Origin of the sequence: Saccharopolyspora erythraea NRRL 2338 (genome assembly GCF_000062885.1) — a bacterium.
GTDB lineage: Bacteria > Actinomycetota > Actinomycetes > Mycobacteriales > Pseudonocardiaceae > Saccharopolyspora_D > Saccharopolyspora_D erythraea.
In genome coordinates, this window is sequence record NC_009142.1 from 5,193,149 (window position 1) to 5,210,964 (window position 17,816).

Here is a 17,816-nt window from a genome sequence, read left to right on the forward strand (position 1 = left end):
CCCACTTGATGTCCCCGCGCGGAACATGTAGGTCTCCTCCCCTCCTGGCGTCGGCCGTTGACCCTCTTGATCGGGCGCTTCTAAGCTGCTCGCCGGACGTGGCGGAAAGGTGGCGGGTGGCGTGGACGGACTCCGGTACGCCGAACTCGGTACCGAGACCGTCCACGCGCGGCGGTGAACGCCTAACCGATGCGGATCGTCCTCACCTGCCTGCCCTACTACTCCCACCTGGTGCCGGTCGTGATCCCGGTGGCCCGCGCGCTGCGCCGGGCCGGGCACACCGCCGCCGTCGCGACCGCGCCCGCCATGGCAGCGGAACTCGCACGGCACGGCATCGAGCACCTGCCGCTGCCGAACGTCCGCACCCTCGAACAGCTTCTCGCCGACCCCGCGTTCCTCACCAGCCCCGGCATGCCCGGCGCGGAAGGCGAGGACACCGAGGAGACCGCGCGCGCCCGCGAGGATCCGGGTCCGCTGACCAAGGCGTTCGCCGGGCCGCTGGCCGGGACCTTCGCCCGGGACCTGATCGCGGCGGCGGCGGACTGGCGGCCCGACGTGATCGTGCGGGAGTGCAACGAGTTCGGTGGCTACCTCGCCGCGGAACGGCTCGGTCTGCCCCGCGCCGTGCTCGACATCGCGCCGTACTCGTGCGCGCATCTGCCGTTCCTGCGCAACACGCTCAACAGTCAGTTGGACGACCTCGGGCTCGACCCGTCGGACGATCCGTGGCAGCCGAACGCCGGTCTGCTCGCCGCCGTCGTGCCCGCCGCGTGGTACCCGGAGCGGCTGCGGGTGCCGTCGCTGCGGTCCTACCGGCCGAATCCTGCTGCGCCACGAGCATTTCCGGTTGACGCTGAACGGCCGCTGGTGCTCGCCGGGCTCGGCACCGTCGCGCACACCGTCGTGCCGGAGGCCCCGCGACTGCTCGCCGCGATGGTCGCCGCGCTCGGCGAACTGCCCTGCGACGGCGTGGTGTCCCTGGGACCGGCGTTGGAGACCTGGTCCGGACCGCGACCGGCGAATGTCCGGCTGATGTCCTTCGCGCCACAGCGCGAGCTTCTAGGCAGAGCGGCACTTTTCCTTTCGCACGGCGGTTTCGGGGGCGTCCACGAGGCCGTGCAGGCCGGGACGCCGATGGTGAACCTGCCGCTGTTCGCCGACCAGCCGGACAACGCACGCCGCGTCACCGAACTGGGCCTGGGCCTGCACCTCGACCCCGCCGCGGCGACACCGGAGGCGTTGGCCGAAGCGGCCGGACGCGTGCTCACCGACCGCGGATTCCGGCGGCGCGCCGCGGAACTGGCCCGGCAGTCGCGGGAGGCGCCCGGATTCGACGTGCTCGCGGAGGATCTCGCCGCACTGGCCTGATCGCCGTCGAGAACGGCTTCGCCGACCCGGTGACCGGCGCGGGTCTGTCGCGCACGCGATGGTACGGAATTGCGCGCCGGCTGTCGATCAACTGGCGAGAAATGCGCACGGGAATTCCACTTGATCTGCCCCGGAAAACAAGCGCCGATTGCCGCCTCTTCGCTTTGTCCGGAAGACGACTTTTGGCTTCTTGACTTCCGATCATGACCGCAAGCACACTGGCTGAGTCTGATCCGGAATGTGGCGACAGGCGATGAGGAGCCTGCGCGCGGCACGGGAAAGGTCCTTCATTCGCGTGGCTCAGATCATTCATCAGCTGTCATTGAACGAGAACGCTTCCCCGCCATTGCCCGGTGTGCTGAAAGCGGCCGAGGACAGCCTGGCGAGCATGAACCTCACCCTCGACGCACTGGCCACCGGCCTCACCGACGCGATCGCGCGACGGCTGGCGCTGCCGCCGGAACGGGTCGTCGCAGGCGCCGGTTCCGGCGCGCTGCTCCAGCAGTTCCTGTTCGCCCACGCCGGATCCGGCACCTCCGTGGTGCACGCCTGGCCGTCGTTCGAGCTCTACCCGCTGCTGATCCGCAACGCGCGGGCCGAACCGGTCACGGTGCCCTCGGACGGCGACGGTCAGGACCTGGCCGCGCTGGCCGCCGCCGTCACGCCGGAGACGAAGGTCGTGCTGCTGTGCAACCCGAACAACCCGACCGGCGAGGTGCTCGGTGACGCGCGGCTGACCGACTTCCTCGCCGCGCTGCCGCCGCATGTGCTGGTGCTGATCGACGAGGCCTACCGCGAGTTCGCCGAACCCGACAGAATCGCCGACGGGCTCGCTCTCGCCGCGGCCGACGACCGGGTGGCCGTCGTGCGCACGTTCTCCAAGTCCCACGGCCTGCTCGGTCTCCGCGTCGGCTACCTGGTGGCGGCCGAACCGGTCGCCGCGGCGCTGCGGCCGACGCTGCCGTTCCACCGCGTGCCGACCGTCTCACAGGCCGCGGCGCTGGCCGCGCTCGAAGCCGAGGAGGCGATGCGCGAGCGCTGCCGGGAGGTCGCCGCCGAGCGCGACCGCGTGCGGGCCGGGCTGCTCGAACTCGGCTGGGACGTCCCTCCCAGCGGCGGGAACTACCTGTGGCTGCGCCTTGGAGACCGCAACTGGTCCTTCGTGCAACACCTCGCCGCGCACGGCGTCGCGGTGCGCGAGATCGCCGGCGCCGGAGTGCGGGTGAGCACCGGGACACCGGAGGCCAACGACGCGGTGTTGAGGCTGGCCAAGGAGTTCGCCGGATGACGGCCGACGCCCTGATCCACGAGGTCACCTCCTCCCCGGTCGCGGCAGACATCCGGCGCGCGCTCGACGCGCGCTGGTCCGGCGGCGGTGAACCGCTCGACGAGATCTCCCGCTATGCGCTGCTGTCACCCGGAAAACTGCTGCGCCCGCTGATGCTGGTGGCCTCGGCCGAGGCCGTCGGCGGTGACCGGGAGGCGGTGATGCCCGCGGCGCTGGCCGTGGAGTACCTGCACGCGGCGTCGCTGGTGCACGACGACATCATCGACGGCGACGACACGCGCCGCGGGCGGGCGTCGGTGCACGCGCGCTACGGCGTGGCCGACGCGATCATCACCGGGGACGCGTTGATCATCAGGCTGTTCGGTTCGCTCGCCGAATGCCCGGTGCCCGACGCCGACGTGCTGTCCGCGGTGCGCATCCTCGCGCGGGCGGGCGATGACCTGTGCCGCGGCCAGATGCGGGAGGCGCTGCTGGTGCCGCCCGCGCCCGGCGCACTGGGCAGCGGTCTGGCGGCCTACCTCGGGATGGCCGCGCTGAAGACCGGCGCGCTGTTCCGCGGCGCGTGCCAGGCCGGTGCGGTTCTCGGCGGCGGCACGCCCGGTGAGGTCGGCATCGTCGCGGAGTTCGCCGAGCACACCGGTCTCGCCTTCCAGATGTACGACGACCTGCTGCCGTTCCTCGGCGATCCCGCGGTCACCGGGAAACCGGACACCAGCGACGTGTCGAACCTCCGCCCGACCTTCCCCGTGCTGCTGGCGCACCGCGAGGGCGGTCCGGCCGAGCGGCGGCGGATCGAGCGGGTGCTGGCCGGCGGGCTCGCGCCGGGTGCGGCGCTGGCCGCCCTGCGCGAGGTCGTGATGGCCACCGGCGCGCTGGATCTGGCGCTCGCGCACGCGCAGGAGGAGGTGCGGCTGGCCAAGTCGGGGCTCGGCGTGCTGCCGTCCGCCGAGGCGGCCGGTCTGCTCGGCGCGGTGGCCGAGCTGGCCGTGCGGAGGGACCGCTGACCGCGGCGCCGCCGATCGCGGCGCTGGGCCGCCGGATCGGCCGCTCGGTCCTCGCGCACGTGCAGACCTGGCGGCCCTACACGTCGTGCTACCCGGCGCTGCTCGGACTCGCCGGTTGCGCGGTGGGCGGCGGCGCGGGCCGGCCGGACGCGCTGCTCGTCGCGGCGCTGGCCCCGGCGCTGGGGTGGCTGTCGGGGCACTACCTCGGCGACTACTTCGACCGCGGCCTCGACGCGATCGGCAAACCGCACCGGCCGATCCCGTCCGGACGGCTGTCGACCGAGGCAGCGCTGTACGGCGGCCTGGCGTGCGCGGCCCTCTCGGCCGTGCTGGTGGTGTGGGCGAACTGGCGGATCCTGCCGCTGTTCGCCGTGGCGATGGCCGGGATCGTGGGCTACAGCAAGGTTTTCAAGAGACGCGGCATCGCGGGCAACATCGCGCGCGGCTCGCTCACCGCGCTCACCCTCGTGATCGGTGCGATGGTGGCCGCGCCATGGCCGCCGTGGCCGCTGCTGCCGGTGGCGGTGGGCTTCCTCCTGCACGACACCGCGTCGAACCTGGTGGGCACCGTCCGCGACGTCGACGGCGACCGCGCGGGCGGCTACCGCTCGGTGGCGGTCCACCGCGGGGTCCGGCACGCCGTGCGGCTCGCGCTGCGCCTCTACGCCGGTGGCGTCGCGCTGGTCGCGCTCGGCGCGGCATGGGCGACGGTCGATCCGGCCGCACAGCTCGCGCTCATCGCCGTCGCCGCCGCCACCGGGGTCGTCGCGTTCGCGCCGCTGGTGCGTGCGGGCGATGTCGTGAGCGCGCGGGCGGCGTTGCGCGCGCACGAACTGCTGGTGGCCGAACGCCTGGTGCTCGCCGCCGCGGTCGTCGCAGGCGCCGCGGGCGGCCGGTTCGCGGTCGCGCTCGTGCTGCCGGTCCTGCTGTTCTCGCTGCTCACCCAGGCGCTGATGCGCGCACGCCACGAGTTCCCGCCCGCCGCGGTGGCGGCCGGGGGAAAGGACCGGAGATGACCTTCCTACGCGCGGACCGGATCACCGAGGCGATCGCCGAGGGCGCCGAGGCGCTGTTCGCCGCGCAGCGCGAGGACGGGGTGTTCGACTACGGCGGCGCGAGCCTGACCTCGACGCTCGGCACGGTCGGCGCGGTGTGCGCGCTGCACTTCGCCGATCCCGGAGGGGCGGCGGACCTGATCGAGGCCGGCGTGGGCTGGCTCAAGCGCACGCAGGGAGCCGACGGGGGCTGGGCGATGGTGCCCGGCGAGGCGTCCGAGGCCGGGCCGACGGCGGTGGCGTCGGCCGTGCTGCACCTGGTGGACCCGCGCGGCAGCGCCGCCGCGGTCGAGGCCGGCCAGGAGTGGATGCGCGGGTTCGGTGGCCTGGAAGCGATCCCGCACCCGGAGGTCGTCGCGTGGTGCCGCCAGTTCTACGGCTTCGCCGGCTGGCTCGACCCGCGCGAGATGCGGCGGTTCCCGCTCGAGCTCGCGCTGCTGCCCGGGCTGTACCGGAAGCTGTTCGACCTGCGCGCGCCGATGGTCTCCGCGCTCGGGCTGGCCCAGACGCGGCACAAGCCGCTGACGCGGGTCCAGCGCTCGTTGTCGAAGCTCGCGGAGCCGAACGCGCTCGCGGTCATCCGGCAGGTCTACGAGCACGAGGGCAGCACCGGTGGCTGGTGCGAGGACGCCTGGGTGACCGGACTGGTGTGCGCCGGGCTCGCGCGTGCCGGCCTGGGCGAGGACATGGTCGACGGCGCCGTCGGCTGGTTCCGGCGGACGGCCGCGCCCGACGGCTCGTGGTCGAGCGGGCCGCTGGACCTGACGTGGTCGATGTACGCCACCGCCGGGCTGATCGAAGCGGGTTACGCGCAGGACCCCCGGCTGGTCCCGGTCAAGGAGCTTTTCCTGCGCCTGCAACAGGACCGGCCGTTCACCGCGTTCGGCTGCCCGCCCGGGTTCTGGGGCTGGTCGGGCTCCCGGGGCTGGCCCGCGACGCTGGAGACCGGCGAGATCCTGTCCGCGCTGAGCCACCTGCCCGGAGCGGACCAGGCCGACGCCATGCGCCGCGGCGTCACGTGGCTGACGCTGCAGCAGGACACCCGCGGCTCGTGGGGCCTGTGCGTGCGCAACACCAGGGTGGCCAACAGCGGGCCGTGCCCGCACATGACCGCGCAGGCCGTCGACGGACTGCTCGACTCGGGCGTGCCCGCCGACGACCGCCGCGTGCGCCGGGCGCTGCGCTGGCTGGGCCGGGCGCAGCGCCCGGACGGCAGCTTCGAGTCCGTCTGGTACCGCATGCACACCGCGGGCACCTCGGCGGTGCTCCGGACGCTGGCCAAGGCCGGTGCCGCCGACGGCGAGCCGGCACGTCGCGCGCGGGCGTGGCTGGAACGCACGCGGCTGGCCGACGGCTCGTGGGGCACCGGCGACGGCACGCCCGGGACGGTCGAGGAGACCGGCTGGGCGGTGTCGGCGCTGCTGGCCGCCGGCGCGGAGCCGGAAGCCGTTCGGTCCGGTGTGGACTGGTTGCTGGAGCACCGGCTGCCCACCGGCGGCTGGCCGGCCGCCAACGTCAACGAGTACGTGCGGCACGTCTCCCGGTACCCGAATCCCGCGCTGGCGCACGGTCTGGCGCTCCGGGCCCTCGCCCGCTACCGGAAGGCGGTGGCGCGATGACCTACGACGTCGTGGTGTGCGGCGCCGGCGTCGCCGGGCTGGCGGCCGCGTGCGCCCTGGGCCGGCTGGGCAGGCGCGTGCTGCTGCTGGACAAGCAGGAGCGGATCCGGCCGGTCGCCAAGGGCGAGGTCTTCCAGCCGGGGGCGCTGGCGATCCTGCACGGGTGGGGCGTCGCGCCGCGGCTGGAGGCGGCCGGGGCGCTGCGGCTGGAGAAACTGGTCGCGCGCGACGCCGACGGCGGCGCGCGGATGGTCCTCGACTACGCGCGGCTGCCCGCGCGGAACAACTGGCTGCTCGCCCACGACTACCCGGTGATCCTCGATGCGCTGGCGAGATCCCTGCCCGACACCGTCGAGCTCCGCCGCGGGGAACTGGTGACGGGCCTGGTCTCCGACGGCGGCCGGGTCACCGGCGTCCGGATCGCCGACGACGCCGTCGAGGCGGCGCTCGTGGTCGCCGCCGACGGCATGTCGTCCCGCCTGCGCCGCGAGGCCGGCATCGAGGTCCGCCGCGACGAGTACCCGCACCGGCTGGTCGCGCTGGAGTTGCACGACGCACCGGAGGTCGAGCCCGACTTCTCCGCCTACGTCACGCCGCGCGGGCTGCGTCTGCGCTACCCGTTGCCGGACGGCCGGATCCGGCTCTACGCGCAGGCCGGTGCTCACGAGCTGCGCGGTCTGGACGCCGACGGCCTGGACCGCTGGGTCGGCGACCTGGTCCGGGAGACGCCCGCACTCGCACCGCTGGAGGCGTCGATCCGCGCGAGCCTCGCCGGGCGGCAGGTGCTGCCGGTGTCCCGCTTCCTCGCGCCGGCGCTCGCCGCACCGGGCCTGGCACTGGTCGGCGAGAGCGGGCACGCCGTGCACCCGATGGCCGCGCAGGGCATGAACAGCGCCATCGCCGACGCCCACGAGCTCGCCACCGTGCTACGGCAGGGCGGGTCGCTCTCCCCCGCCGCCGTCGACCACGCGCTGTCCCGGTATTGGGCCGCACGCCGGGAGAACCTGGCGCACATCGGCCGGACGAGCCACAACGCGGCGAGGATGATCACGGACCTGTCGTGGGTGGGCCGGTTCGCCGGCCGCCGGGCGCTGCGCGGCACCGGCGGCAACGACCGGATCCGCTACACCGTGATGCACACGATGTCCGGGCTCGGCGTGCACCCGCTGACGCCGCTGGACCGGCTGCACCAGCTCGGGGTGCTGCCGGACCCGCGGGCCCGGCGGCTCCCGGCCTGGGCGTGAGCGCGGTGTCAGCCCGCGCACTCCACCACGACCAGCCCGCCCGGCAGGCGGTGCGTGGTGCGCACCTGCAGACCCGCGGCGGCGGCGAGCGCGTGGAAGCCGGTGACGGTGCGCTCGCGGCCGCCCAGCAGCGTGAGCGACTGCAGGTCGAACGAGGAGTTGTTCTTCGCGTGCTCGTCGCCCGCGAGCACCTCGACGACCAGCACGCGCCCCTGCGGCCCGGCGGCCTCGCCGCAGCGGCGCAGGATCTTCGCGGCGTCCTCGTCGTTCCAGTCGGTCAGCACCCGCGAGACCATCACCACGTCGTAGCCGGTGGGCAGCGGGTCGAAGAAGCTGCCGCCGACGAACTCCGCGCGTCCGGAGAGCCCCGCGTCGGCCAGCGCCTGCTCGGCCTCGGGGCGCACCGGCGGCAGGTCCAGCACGGCGCCGGTCAGGTGCGAGTGCTTGAGCAGCACCTCCGAGAGCAGCGCACCGGTCCCGCCGCCGACGTCGAGCACCCGCCGGGCCCCGGACCAGTCGTACTCCGCGGCCACGGCCGGGCCGGTCTGCCAGGCGTGCGCGGCCATGATCGCGCCGAAGAACAGCCGCAGCCGTTCGTCGCGCTGGTAGTCCTCCCAGAAGCCGACGCCGTGCACCCGGCCGTAGGCGGATTCGCCGGTGCGCACCGAATGCAGCATCCCGGTGTAGGCGAGGTCCATCTTCGCGCCCGGGCCGTCGATGTCGAGCCAGCCGCGCTGCCAGCGCTGGTCCTCGCCGAGCAGTTCGCGCGAGAGCGCGGTGAGCCCGTAGGTCCCCGGCGAGGTTTCGTCGAACAGGCCGACGGACACCAGGTGCCGCAGCAGCCGCGCCAGCGAGTCCTCGTCGCATTCGCTCGCCGCGGCCAGCTCCGCCAGGCCGGTGGTGCCCGCCTCGACCAGTTCGGGCAGCCGCAGCGCGACCGCGGTGCGGATCGCGAACGGGGTCGCCAGGTCGACGAGGCGGGCGAGCTCGGCGGCGGAGTCGTGCGGCATGGGCGTCCTTTCGACGAGGGAGTCCGGGGACCGCCGGAGAAAGGTCCGGCACGGCCAGCGTGTCAGTCGCGAACAATTCCCGTCAACCATTTCCCGGAGCATTCCGGGCGGTTGCCGAAGGGCCATTTCGCGCTGCCTGAAAACGTCCGAGAAAGGCGGAAAGACAATGAACGAGAACCGTTTCGACGTGCGCCCGGTGTCCGGGGCGCTGGGCGCGGAAGTGCGCGGCGTGCCGCTCGACGCGCTGACCGACTCCGATTTCACCGCCGTGCGGGAACTGCTGCTGGAACACCTCGTGCTGTTCTTCCCCGACGCCGCCGGGCTCGAACCCGGTGCGCACAAGGCGTTCGGCCGCCGGTTCGGCGAGCTGGAGGTGCACCCGTTCCTGCCGAAGCTGCCCGGCCACGACGAACTGGTGGTGCTGGACTCCGAGCAGGGGGCGCGCGCCGATGTCTGGCACACCGACGTCACGTTCAGCCCCTCACCGCCGATCGCGTCGGTGCTGCAGCTCGTGGAGTGCCCGCCGTCGGGCGGCGACACGATGTGGAGCAACCAGTACCTGGCCTACGAGGCGCTGTCGGCACCGGTGCGCGAGCTGCTCGACGGGCTCACCGCCGTGCACGTCTTCAAGCACCCCAACGGCTCGTTCCGCAGCGAGGCCGAGCATCCGGTGGTGCGAGCGCACCCGGAAACCGGCCGCCGCTCGCTGTACGTCAACCGCATGTTCACCCACCGCATCCCGCAGCTGACCCCCGGCGAGAGCGACGCGTTGCTGCGGCAGCTGTTCGAGGTTTCCGAGAGCCCGCAACGGGTCTGCCGCTACCGCTGGGTCCCCGGCGCGGTCGCCGTCTGGGACAACCGCGTCACCCAGCACTACGCGGTCAACGACTACACCGGCCGCCGCGTCGGCCGCCGCGTCACCGTGCTCGGCGACAAGCCCGTCGGCGAACCGCCCCGCTGGCCCCACCACGACGCGGGTGAGCTGAGCGCGTCCACCAGCCGGTGAGCTCGCCCGATGTGCCGATCCCGTGGTCGGCACATCGGCGGACCGCCGCCGCCCGGTCACTCGGCCACCGGCCTCGAGTGGTCGGCGACCCAGGTGGCGATCTGGGTGCGCGTGGTGAACCCGAGCTTGACCAGGATGTGCTCGATGTGGCTCTCGGCGGTGCGCGAGGCGATCATGAGCTTGGCCGCGATCTCCTTGTTGCTCATGCCCTGGGCGACCAGTTCGGCGACCTCCCGTTCACGCCGGGTCAGCCGCGGTGCGTCGTCGGCGGCCGAACGCACGTCCGGTCTCAGGTCCTCCTCCGCGGCGAGGTGCAGCGCGTCTTCGAGGGTGAGGGATGCGCCCTCGTCGAGGAGCGCCTGGTAGTCCCGCTCCCCCAGTGCGTTTCGAAGCCGTCGCACGCATTCGTCGTAGTGGTCGGCAAGGTGGGTGTACGCGCGCAGCGACACACCGAGCGAGCGGCTCAACGACCGCAGGACGCCGAAGAGCCGGGCCGCGTGTTCGCCGCGGCCGTCGGTCTCGGCGATGAGCGCGAGGATCTCGAGGTTCAGCACGATTCCCAGGCGGTCGTCCAGCTCGTGGTTGAGCCCGAGGCTTTCCCGCTCCAGCACCTCCGCCCGCCGGGTGTCGCCCTGCCGCCACACCTCGATGCCGAGCGCGGTCAGCGCGTAGGCCTTGTGCCAGACGTCGCCTGCCGCGTCGCAGACCGCGAGGCATTCCTCGGCGAGGGCGATCGCTCGCTCGGAGTCACCCAGGTGGGAGTAGGCCATCGCCGACCGGATCAGCGTCGAGGCGATCCCGTGCGGGTTGTCCGCGGTTCGATGCCCGTCGAGGGCTTCCCGGTACAGCTGCAGAGCGGTCTCGGAATCCTGGCGGAAGCTCGCCGCCATTCCGGAGAACAGCGCGGTGTAGGCCAGCGCCTTCGCGGCACCGAGGCGCGTCGCCAGGGCGCGGGCCTCGGCCAGCATCGATTCCGCGGCGCTGAGATCGGACTGGATGAGCGCCAGCCAGCCGTTGACCCACAGCGCGTCGGCCCGGTCCGTGGACGGTGCGGGGGCCAGCGTGAGGAAGTCGTCCAGCCAGCCGCGGCCCTCGTTGAGATAGAAGCTGCTGATCCAGTGGTAGAGCAGGTCCGCGGCCATGCGCAGCCCGTCGGAGGCGGCGCCGGGGTCCGACGCGCAGTTCTCGAGCGCGACCCGCAGGTCGGCGTGGTCCAGCCGCAGCCGGGCGAACCAGTCGACCTGGTGCGGCCCGAACTGGGCAGACCAGGTGCGGGTGGCGATGCGCTGGTAGTGCTGCCGGTGGCGGAGCCGCACGAACTGCTCTTCCCCGCTGTCGGCCAGCCGCTCACGGCCGAACTGGCGGATCGTCTCGATCTGCCGGTACCGCGAGACGCTCCCGTGCTGCTCGCGGTGCAGGATGGACTTGTCGATCAGCCCGGCGACCAAGTCCACGACGCTCCCGGGCGGGATGCCTTCGCCCCGGCACACCGACTCGGCCGCCTCCAGATCGAAGTTGCCCGCGAACACCGACGAGCGCATCCACAGCAGTTGCTCGGGCTCGGTGCACAGCTGGAAGCTCCAGTCGATCAGCGCACGCAGGGTCCGGTGCCGGGGCTCCGAGCCCGCCGGCCCGCTGCTGAGCAGCCGGTACGGGTCGTCGAGCCGCGCGAGGATCTGCTCCGGCGAGAGCGCCCGCACGCGGGCGGCCGCGAGCTCGATCGCCAGCGGCAGGCCGTCGAGCCGGCGGCAGATGTCCTCCACCACCGCACAATTGTGGTTGTCGGTCCGGAAGTCGGCCTGCACCGACCGGGCGCGCCTGACGAACAGCTCGAGACCTTCGGAGTGCTCCTGGCCCGACCCGCCGGGCTCCGCCGACAGCGACAGCGGCGGAACCACCATGAGCACTTCGGCGGAGATGTTCAGCCGCTCCCGGCTCGTCGCCAGCACGCGCAGCTCCGGAGCCTGCTTGAGCAGCGCGTCGGCCACGCTGCCGCACTCGTGCGACATCGTCTCGCAGTTGTCCAGCACGAGCAGGGCGCGGCGGTCGGCGAAGTGCTCGCAGAGCACGACCAGCGGGTCCCGGCGGGAGTGCTCCCGGATCTCGACCGCCTCGGCGACGGCCCGGGCCAGCAGGCGCGGACCGGAGAGCCGGGTCAGGTCGACCCACCACACCCCGTCCGGGAACGCCCTGCGGACGCTGCCTGCGAGCTGGAGCGCCAGCCGGGTCTTGCCCACGCCGCCGACACCGGTGAGGGTGAGCAGGCGCGAACGCGCCAGCAGCGCTCTCGCATCGGCCAGCTCCCGTCGTCTCCCGACGAAGCTGGTCAGATCAAGGGGAAGGTTCCCGACCGTCGGCAACGGCACCACTGGTACCCGTCTTGCGGCTGTTGACCCCGGCCCTGCTGCCTGGGGCAGCTCTGGCGGAGCGTATACCTGCGGACTCCCTCCACGCCAGCACGCGGGCCCGGACTGGAGCACGGTCCGGCGCGGGCCACAGCCGCGGGCTCTCGTCGAGGTCAGGCCCGCGGACCCGGACGGTCGTACAGTTGGGCGGTGGACCCATCGCTGCGCGGGAGGTCCGGAGGTCTTCCTGCCGATGCCACCAGCTTCGTGGGGCGTCGGCGGGAGATGACCGAGGTCAGGGCCATGCTGTCGTCGTCGCGGCTGACGACGTTGACCGGGGTGGGCGGAGTGGGCAAGTCCCGGCTCGCGTTGCGCGTGGCCAGGGGCGCGCAGCGGGGCTTCCGCGACGGGGCGTGGCTGGTCGAGCTGGCCCGGATCCAGGCCCCCTCGGTGCTCGGCACCGCGGTCGCCGGGGCGCTGGGCCTGCGCGAGGTGTCCACGCGCGACGCCGAAACCGTGCTCGCCGACCACCTGGCCGACAAGCAGTTGCTGCTGCTCCTGGACAACTGCGAGCACCTGGTCGACGAGTGCGCCCGGCTGGTGACCGCTCTGCTGGCGGTGTCTCCCGGCCTGCGCATCCTCGCCACCAGCAGGGAGCCGCTCGGCGCGGCGGGCGAACACGTCTGGCAGGTTCCCCCGCTGTCGGTGCTGGACGCCGAGGACGCCCACGGGAGTTCCGCACCGGGCGACCTCCGCTACGAAGCGCTGTCGCTCTTCGAGCTGCGGACGGCCGCGGTGCTCCCCGGGTTCGCGGTCGACTCGGACAACCTCGCGACGGCGGCCCGGCTGTGCCAGCGGCTGGAAGGGCTGCCGCTGGCGATCGAGCTGGCCGCCGTGCGGATGCGTGCGCTGTCCATGGAGCAGATCCTGTCGCGCCTGGACGACCGCTTCCGCCTGCTCACCGGAGGCAGCCGCATCGAGCCTCCGCACCACCGGACGCTGCGCGCGACCTTCGACTGGAGCTACGACCTGTGCTCCGAGCAGCAGCAGGCGCTGTGGCGGCGGATGTCGGTGTTCGCCGGAGGCTTCAGCCTGGATGCCGCCGAAGCGGTCTGCGCGGACGAGCACCTGTCGCCGCACGAGATCCTCGGCTGCGTGGCGGGGCTGGTGGACCAGTCCTTGCTGGCGCGCGAGGAAACCGGCTCCGCGGTCCGCTACCGCCTGCTCGAGACGGTGCGCCAGTACGGACACCAGCGGCTGCGCGAATCCGACGACGAAGCCGCGCTCCGGCTGCGGCACCGCGACTACTACCTGCGCCTGGCGGAACAGGCCGAAGCCGACTGGTTCGGTCCGCGACAGCTCGACTGGCTGGAGATCCTGCACGCCGAGCACCCGAACATCCAGGCGGCGCTGGAGTTCTGCCTCGCCGAGCCCGGTGGCACGCGGGCCGCGCAGCGCCTCGCGGGGGCGCTGTGGTTCTACTGGATCGCGCACGGCCTGCTCACCGAGGGGCGGCACTGGCTGGACCAGGCGCTGGCCCTCGGCCAGGAGCCCGGTGCCGAGCGGGTCAAGGCGTTGTGGGTCAACGGCTACATCGCCACCAGGCAGGGCGACAACAGCGCGGCTCTGGCCATGCTGGAGGAGTGCCAGGACCTCGCCCAGCTCCTCGGCGACGACGCCGCGCTCGTGCGCGGGCTCCAGATGACCGGCCTGGCCGAGCTGATGCACGGTGACCACGCCCGCGGGGTCAAGCTGCTCGAGGAAGCGCTGGTCCACCACCGGGCCGCCGGCGAACCCAACGCCAACCTCGCCCTCACGGTGTTCTACCTGGCCCTGGCCGTGTGCACGCGCGGCGACCTGGACCGCGCCGTCGCACTGTGCCAGGAGTGCAGGCAGATGTGCGAGTCCTGCGGCGAGCGCTGGAGCCTGTCGCGCACCTTGTGGATCCTCGGCCTCGCCCAGTGGGCGCGGGGCGAGCCGCGGCAGGCCGACGACAACGTGCGCGGGTCGCTGAGGATCGAACGCGTCCTCCAGGACCCGATCAGCATCGCCCTGTGCGTGGAGGTCCTGGGCTGGATCGCGGCGGCCGAGGGCAAGCCGAGACGGGCCGCCACGCTGTTCGGGATCAGCCGCAGGCTCTTCGAACCGCTCAGCGAGTTCCTCTTCGGGTTCGCCTACTACCTCGACTGGCACGACCAGGCCGAGGCGCGGGCGCGGCAGGCCCTCGGTGACAGCGGGTTCGACAACGCCTTCCGGCACGGGCGCGGACTTGACCTCCCCGCGGCGACGGCCTACGCCCTGGAGGAGAAACCCAGGGCCGGCCGCGCCGGCGCGGCGCGGTCGAGCTCACCGCTGACGCGGCGGGAACGGGAGATCGCCGAACTGGTCACCCAGGGCCTGTCCAACAAGGAGATCGCCTCCCGGCTGGTCATCGCCAAGCGCACCGTCGACGCCCACGTGGAGCACATCTTCACCAAGCTCGGGCTCAACTCCCGGATCCAGGTCGCGGCCTGGATGGCGCAGCAGAACGCCCGCGACGACAGGAGTGGGTGAGCCGGAGATGACCAGCGCAGGAGGTCCGCGGCGGCAGGCGGGGAACCTTCCGGAAGAGGACAGCAGCTTCGTGGGGCGCGGCGACGAGGTGACCTTGGGCAAGCGGACGCTGTCGCAGGCGAGGTTGCTGACCGTCACCGGGCCTCCGGGGGTCGGCAAGTCGCGCGTGGGCCTGCGCGTGGCCGCGCAGGTGCGGCGGAGGTTCCCCGACGGGGTGTGGCTGGTGGGGCTGGCCGGGCTGGATGACCCCGCACTCCTGCCGCACACCGTGCTGGAGACCCTCGGAGTCGGCGACTACTCCCTGCGGCGGCCGATCGACTCGCTGGCCGAGTACCTGGCGTATCGGCGGCTGCTGCTGGTGCTCGACAACTGCGAGCACCTGGTGCACGAGTGCGCGACGCTGGCGACCGCCCTGCTCAAGACCGCCCCCGGGCTGCGGATCCTGATCACCAGCCGCCATCTGCTGGGCGCCGAGGGCGAGCACGTGGTGACCGTGCCCCCGCTGCCGGTGCCCGACGACACCGGCGCGCTGCCACTGGAGGCGGTGCTGGCCAGCGCATCGGTGGAGCTGTTCACCGCGCGCGCCAAGGTCCTGGTCCCCGGCTTCACCGTCGACGCCGCGAACTGCCACGCGGTCGCCGCGATCTGCCGCCGGCTGGAGGGACTTCCGCTCGCGCTGGAGCTGGCGGCGAAGTGGCTCCGCACGATGTCGGTGGAGCAGATCCTCACGGGCCTGCGGAACTGGCCCGAGCAGGACGAGGTACCGGACCAGGGTGCCCGGGTGGCGCGGTACCACGAGACGTTGCGGGCGAGCTTCGACTGGAGCTTCGAGCTGTGCTCCCCGGCCGAGCGGACGCTGTGGGCGCGGGCTTCGGTTTTCGCGGCGGACTTCGACCTGGAGTCCGCCGAAGCGGTCTGCTCCGACGACGCGGTGCCGCAGGAGGACGTGCTCGAACTGGTGGTCAGCCTCCTGGACAAGTCGGTCCTGAGCCGGAGGGACCGGGCCGGGTGGACGCGCTACCGGCTGCTCGACCCGACCCGCCGGTACGGTGCGCGGCGGCTTGCCGAGTCCGGTGACACCGACCGCCTGCGCCGCCGCCATCGCGACCACTACCGGTGGCTGTCCGAGCGGGCGGAAGCGCAGTGGTTCGGCCCCCGGCAGGAGGACTGGCACGAGCGCATGCGCTGCGAACACGCCGACCTGCGGGCGGCGCTGGAGTTCTGCCTCACCACGCCCGGCGAGGAGCGCGAGGGGCTGAGGCTGGCCGGGGCGCTGTGGTTCTGCTGGGTGGGCGGCGGCTGGCTCGCCGAGGGGCGCCACTGGCTGGACCACCTCCTCGCGCTCGCGACCGAACCGTGCGGTGAACGGGCCAAGGCGTTGTGGGCCAACGCCTGGATCACGACCCTGCAGGGCGATGTCGGCACTGCGCTGCCGATGCTCGACGAGGCCCGCGACCTCGCACGCCGGACCGGAGACGTCGCCGAGCTCACCTCCGCCCTGTGCGTGTCCGGCTATGCCGAGCACATGCGCGACAACCAGCACATCGCGGTGGAGTACCTGGAACAGGCCCTGGAGCAGGAGAGGACCGTCGGCGTGCCCAGCGCCGTGACCGCGGTGAGCCGTCCCATCCTGGCCAGCACCGTGCTGCTGCTCGGCGACACCGAGCGGGCGCGCGCACTCTGCGAGGAATGCCTGGCGATGCGCGCCCCGTACAGCGTTCCCTGGTCGCGCTCGTGGGCGATGTGGGTGCTGGGCGTCGCCGCCTGGACCGACGGCGACACCCGGCAGGCCTGCTCCTACGCCCGGGAATGCCTGCGGATCAAACAACATCTCAACGACCTGGTCGGCGTGGCCCTGTCCGTCGAGTTGCTCGCCTGGGCCGCCACGGAGCAGGACGCCGGCCGCACCGCCCGGCTGCTGGGCGTCAGCCACACCCTGTGGAGCGAGATCGGCACGCCGCTGTTCGGGTTCGCGCCTTATTTGACCCGGCACCACGTCAGCGAGGAGCAGGCGCGCAAGGCCCTCGGCCCGCAGGCTTTCGAGGACGCGTTCGAAGACGGCAGGAAGCTCACCGTGCCCGAGGCGACGTCCTACGCCCTCCACGAGACCGAGGAAGTGTGACCTGAGCGCCCGCGGTGGGCTGCCGGGACGGCTCACCGAGCGCGGCACCTCGCCCGTGGCTGCGGATCGAGGACCATTTGCCGTACCGCGACCGCATCGCGGTTGCTAGCGTCGGACCCGAGTCCGCTGAGGACGGCCGGCGATCGGCAAACAGCACCACACCAAGGTGGAACGAGTTCGCGGAACACGTGGTGCCAGGGGTGGGTCACCGTGATCGAGCTCATCAGCATCGCCGCGACCAGGTTCTGCCCGGGGGCCTGGCCATCGTCTCCCGCAGCGCCCACGAGCGCCCGGCGGTCTGGCCTCCTCCTCACCGAAGTGCTTGCGCACGAACGGGATCCAACGCGGACAGGCGAAGAACCGTCCCCCACACCGGAGCGGCCGGTGCGAGCGATGAGTGGAGGGGACCATGCGTTACAGACCCATTGACAGAGATCCGGACGACCAGCGGCTGGGACGGTTCATCCCGGACGACTGGCACCACGTGGAAAGCTACCCGCTGACCGCGCAGGCCCGGCCGGTGCACGTGCCGGTCGTGATCGGCGTCAACTGGTACGCCGAGTTCGACGAGCCGCAGTCCGACCGCCGGGGTCTGGAGTTCGTGGCCCGGGGCGGACCGGGTTCGCTCACCTCGATCCGGGGCGGCCACGCGGTGTGCCTGGAACCCGGCGGGGAACCCGACCAGGACCAGTGGTGGGAGTTCTACGACCAGGGCAGCGAGGGCGCCTGCGTCGGGTTCGCCTGGTCGCGGTGCATGACCATCCTCAACAAGGAGTTCTACACCGCCCGGTGGCTGTGGGACCGGGCCAAGGAGCGCGACCAGTGGGCAGAGACCAACCCCGGCGACGACAACGGCACGTCGTGCCGGGCCGCGGCCGAGGTCCTGGCCTCGGCCGGGCACGTCGACTGGGACGACTCCTTCGCCGGTCACAACCACACGAGGCGCGGCGGCTACGCCCCCGACGCGGGCGACGGCATCAAGGTGTTCCGCTGGGCGGTTTCGGTGGACGAGGTGCATTCGGTGCTCGGCAACGCGAAAGCCGACGAGCTGGGCGCCGTACCCGTGCTGAACTCGTGGGGCACCAACTACCCCCACCGCGTGTGGATGCCGGACGAGGTCCTGGACCGGCTGATCCGGGAGGACGGTGAAATCGCCGTACCCACCGACCGCTAGCAGCGGGGAGGCTGAGCTTTCCGGCCGG

At 72.8% G+C, this 17,816-nt stretch carries 12 protein-coding genes; 10 read left to right on the top strand and 2 right to left on the bottom strand.

The window, feature by feature from the left end:
• Positions 1–189 precede the first annotated feature (189 nt).
• The 6 genes from SACE_RS22520 to SACE_RS22545 all read left to right on the top strand — a co-directional run bounded on the left by SACE_RS22520 (position 190) and on the right by SACE_RS22545 (position 7,578).
• Positions 190–1,368 (top strand): glycosyltransferase, encoded by a 1,179-nt coding sequence (locus tag SACE_RS22520; RefSeq protein WP_009943467.1) that lies wholly within the window; start codon positions 190–192, stop codon positions 1,366–1,368.
• Between the two features lie 322 nt (positions 1,369–1,690).
• A complete protein-coding gene (locus SACE_RS22525; RefSeq protein ID WP_081468246.1) occupies positions 1,691–2,656 on the top strand; it encodes an aminotransferase class I/II-fold pyridoxal phosphate-dependent enzyme in 966 nt (321 codons plus the stop codon).
• On the top strand, positions 2,653–3,660 hold the full coding sequence (locus SACE_RS22530) for a polyprenyl synthetase family protein (RefSeq protein ID WP_009943464.1): 1,008 nt from the start codon (positions 2,653–2,655) through the stop codon (positions 3,658–3,660). Before SACE_RS22525 ends, SACE_RS22530 begins: the two co-directional genes overlap by 4 nt.
• Positions 3,661–3,719: 59 nt before the next feature.
• Positions 3,720–4,676 carry a UbiA family prenyltransferase gene (locus SACE_RS22535; protein WP_009943463.1) on the top strand — a complete coding sequence of 319 codons (957 nt, stop codon included), beginning with the start codon at positions 3,720–3,722 and terminating at the stop codon, positions 4,674–4,676.
• Entirely contained in the window at positions 4,673–6,334 is a 1,662-nt protein-coding gene (locus tag SACE_RS22540) for a prenyltransferase/squalene oxidase repeat-containing protein (protein ID WP_009943462.1), read from the top strand. The genes SACE_RS22535 and SACE_RS22540 overlap by 4 nt, the downstream gene beginning before the upstream one ends.
• Entirely contained in the window at positions 6,331–7,578 is a 1,248-nt protein-coding gene (locus SACE_RS22545; protein ID WP_009943461.1) for an FAD-dependent oxidoreductase, read from the top strand. The genes SACE_RS22540 and SACE_RS22545 overlap by 4 nt, the downstream gene beginning before the upstream one ends.
• An 8-nt stretch (positions 7,579–7,586) precedes the next feature.
• Here SACE_RS22545 and SACE_RS22550 read toward each other — a convergent pair whose 3' ends face one another.
• Entirely contained in the window at positions 7,587–8,588 is a 1,002-nt protein-coding gene (locus SACE_RS22550; RefSeq protein WP_009943460.1) for a methyltransferase, read from the bottom strand.
• 166 nt (positions 8,589–8,754) lie between these two features.
• Between SACE_RS22550 and SACE_RS22555 the strand changes: the two genes are divergently transcribed.
• Positions 8,755–9,594 carry a TauD/TfdA dioxygenase family protein gene (locus SACE_RS22555; protein WP_011874409.1) on the top strand — a complete coding sequence of 280 codons (840 nt, stop codon included), beginning with the start codon at positions 8,755–8,757 and terminating at the stop codon, positions 9,592–9,594.
• A gap of 56 nt (positions 9,595–9,650) precedes the next feature.
• Here the strand turns inward: SACE_RS22555 and SACE_RS22560 are convergent, their stop codons facing one another.
• Complete coding sequence (locus SACE_RS22560; protein ID WP_197537704.1) at positions 9,651–11,960, bottom strand: ATP-binding protein; 2,310 nt, start codon at positions 11,958–11,960, stop codon at positions 9,651–9,653.
• A gap of 189 nt (positions 11,961–12,149) precedes the next feature.
• Here SACE_RS22560 and SACE_RS22565 point away from each other — a divergent pair, with 189 nt between their 5' ends.
• The 3 genes from SACE_RS22565 (at position 12,150) to SACE_RS22575 (ending at position 17,788) form a co-directional block, all read left to right on the top strand.
• Positions 12,150–14,492 (top strand): ATP-binding protein, encoded by a 2,343-nt coding sequence (locus SACE_RS22565; RefSeq protein WP_021341477.1) that lies wholly within the window; start codon positions 12,150–12,152, stop codon positions 14,490–14,492.
• A 7-nt stretch (positions 14,493–14,499) separates the two neighbouring features.
• Positions 14,500–16,614, top strand: a complete 2,115-nt coding sequence (locus SACE_RS22570; protein ID WP_044547963.1) for an ATP-binding protein — start codon at positions 14,500–14,502, stop codon at positions 16,612–16,614.
• Positions 16,615–17,023: 409 nt separating this feature from the next.
• Positions 17,024–17,788: a hypothetical protein gene (locus tag SACE_RS22575; RefSeq protein WP_009943454.1), complete on the top strand. Its 765-nt coding sequence runs from the start codon at positions 17,024–17,026 to the stop codon at positions 17,786–17,788.
• The last annotated feature ends 28 nt before the right edge of the window (positions 17,789–17,816 follow it).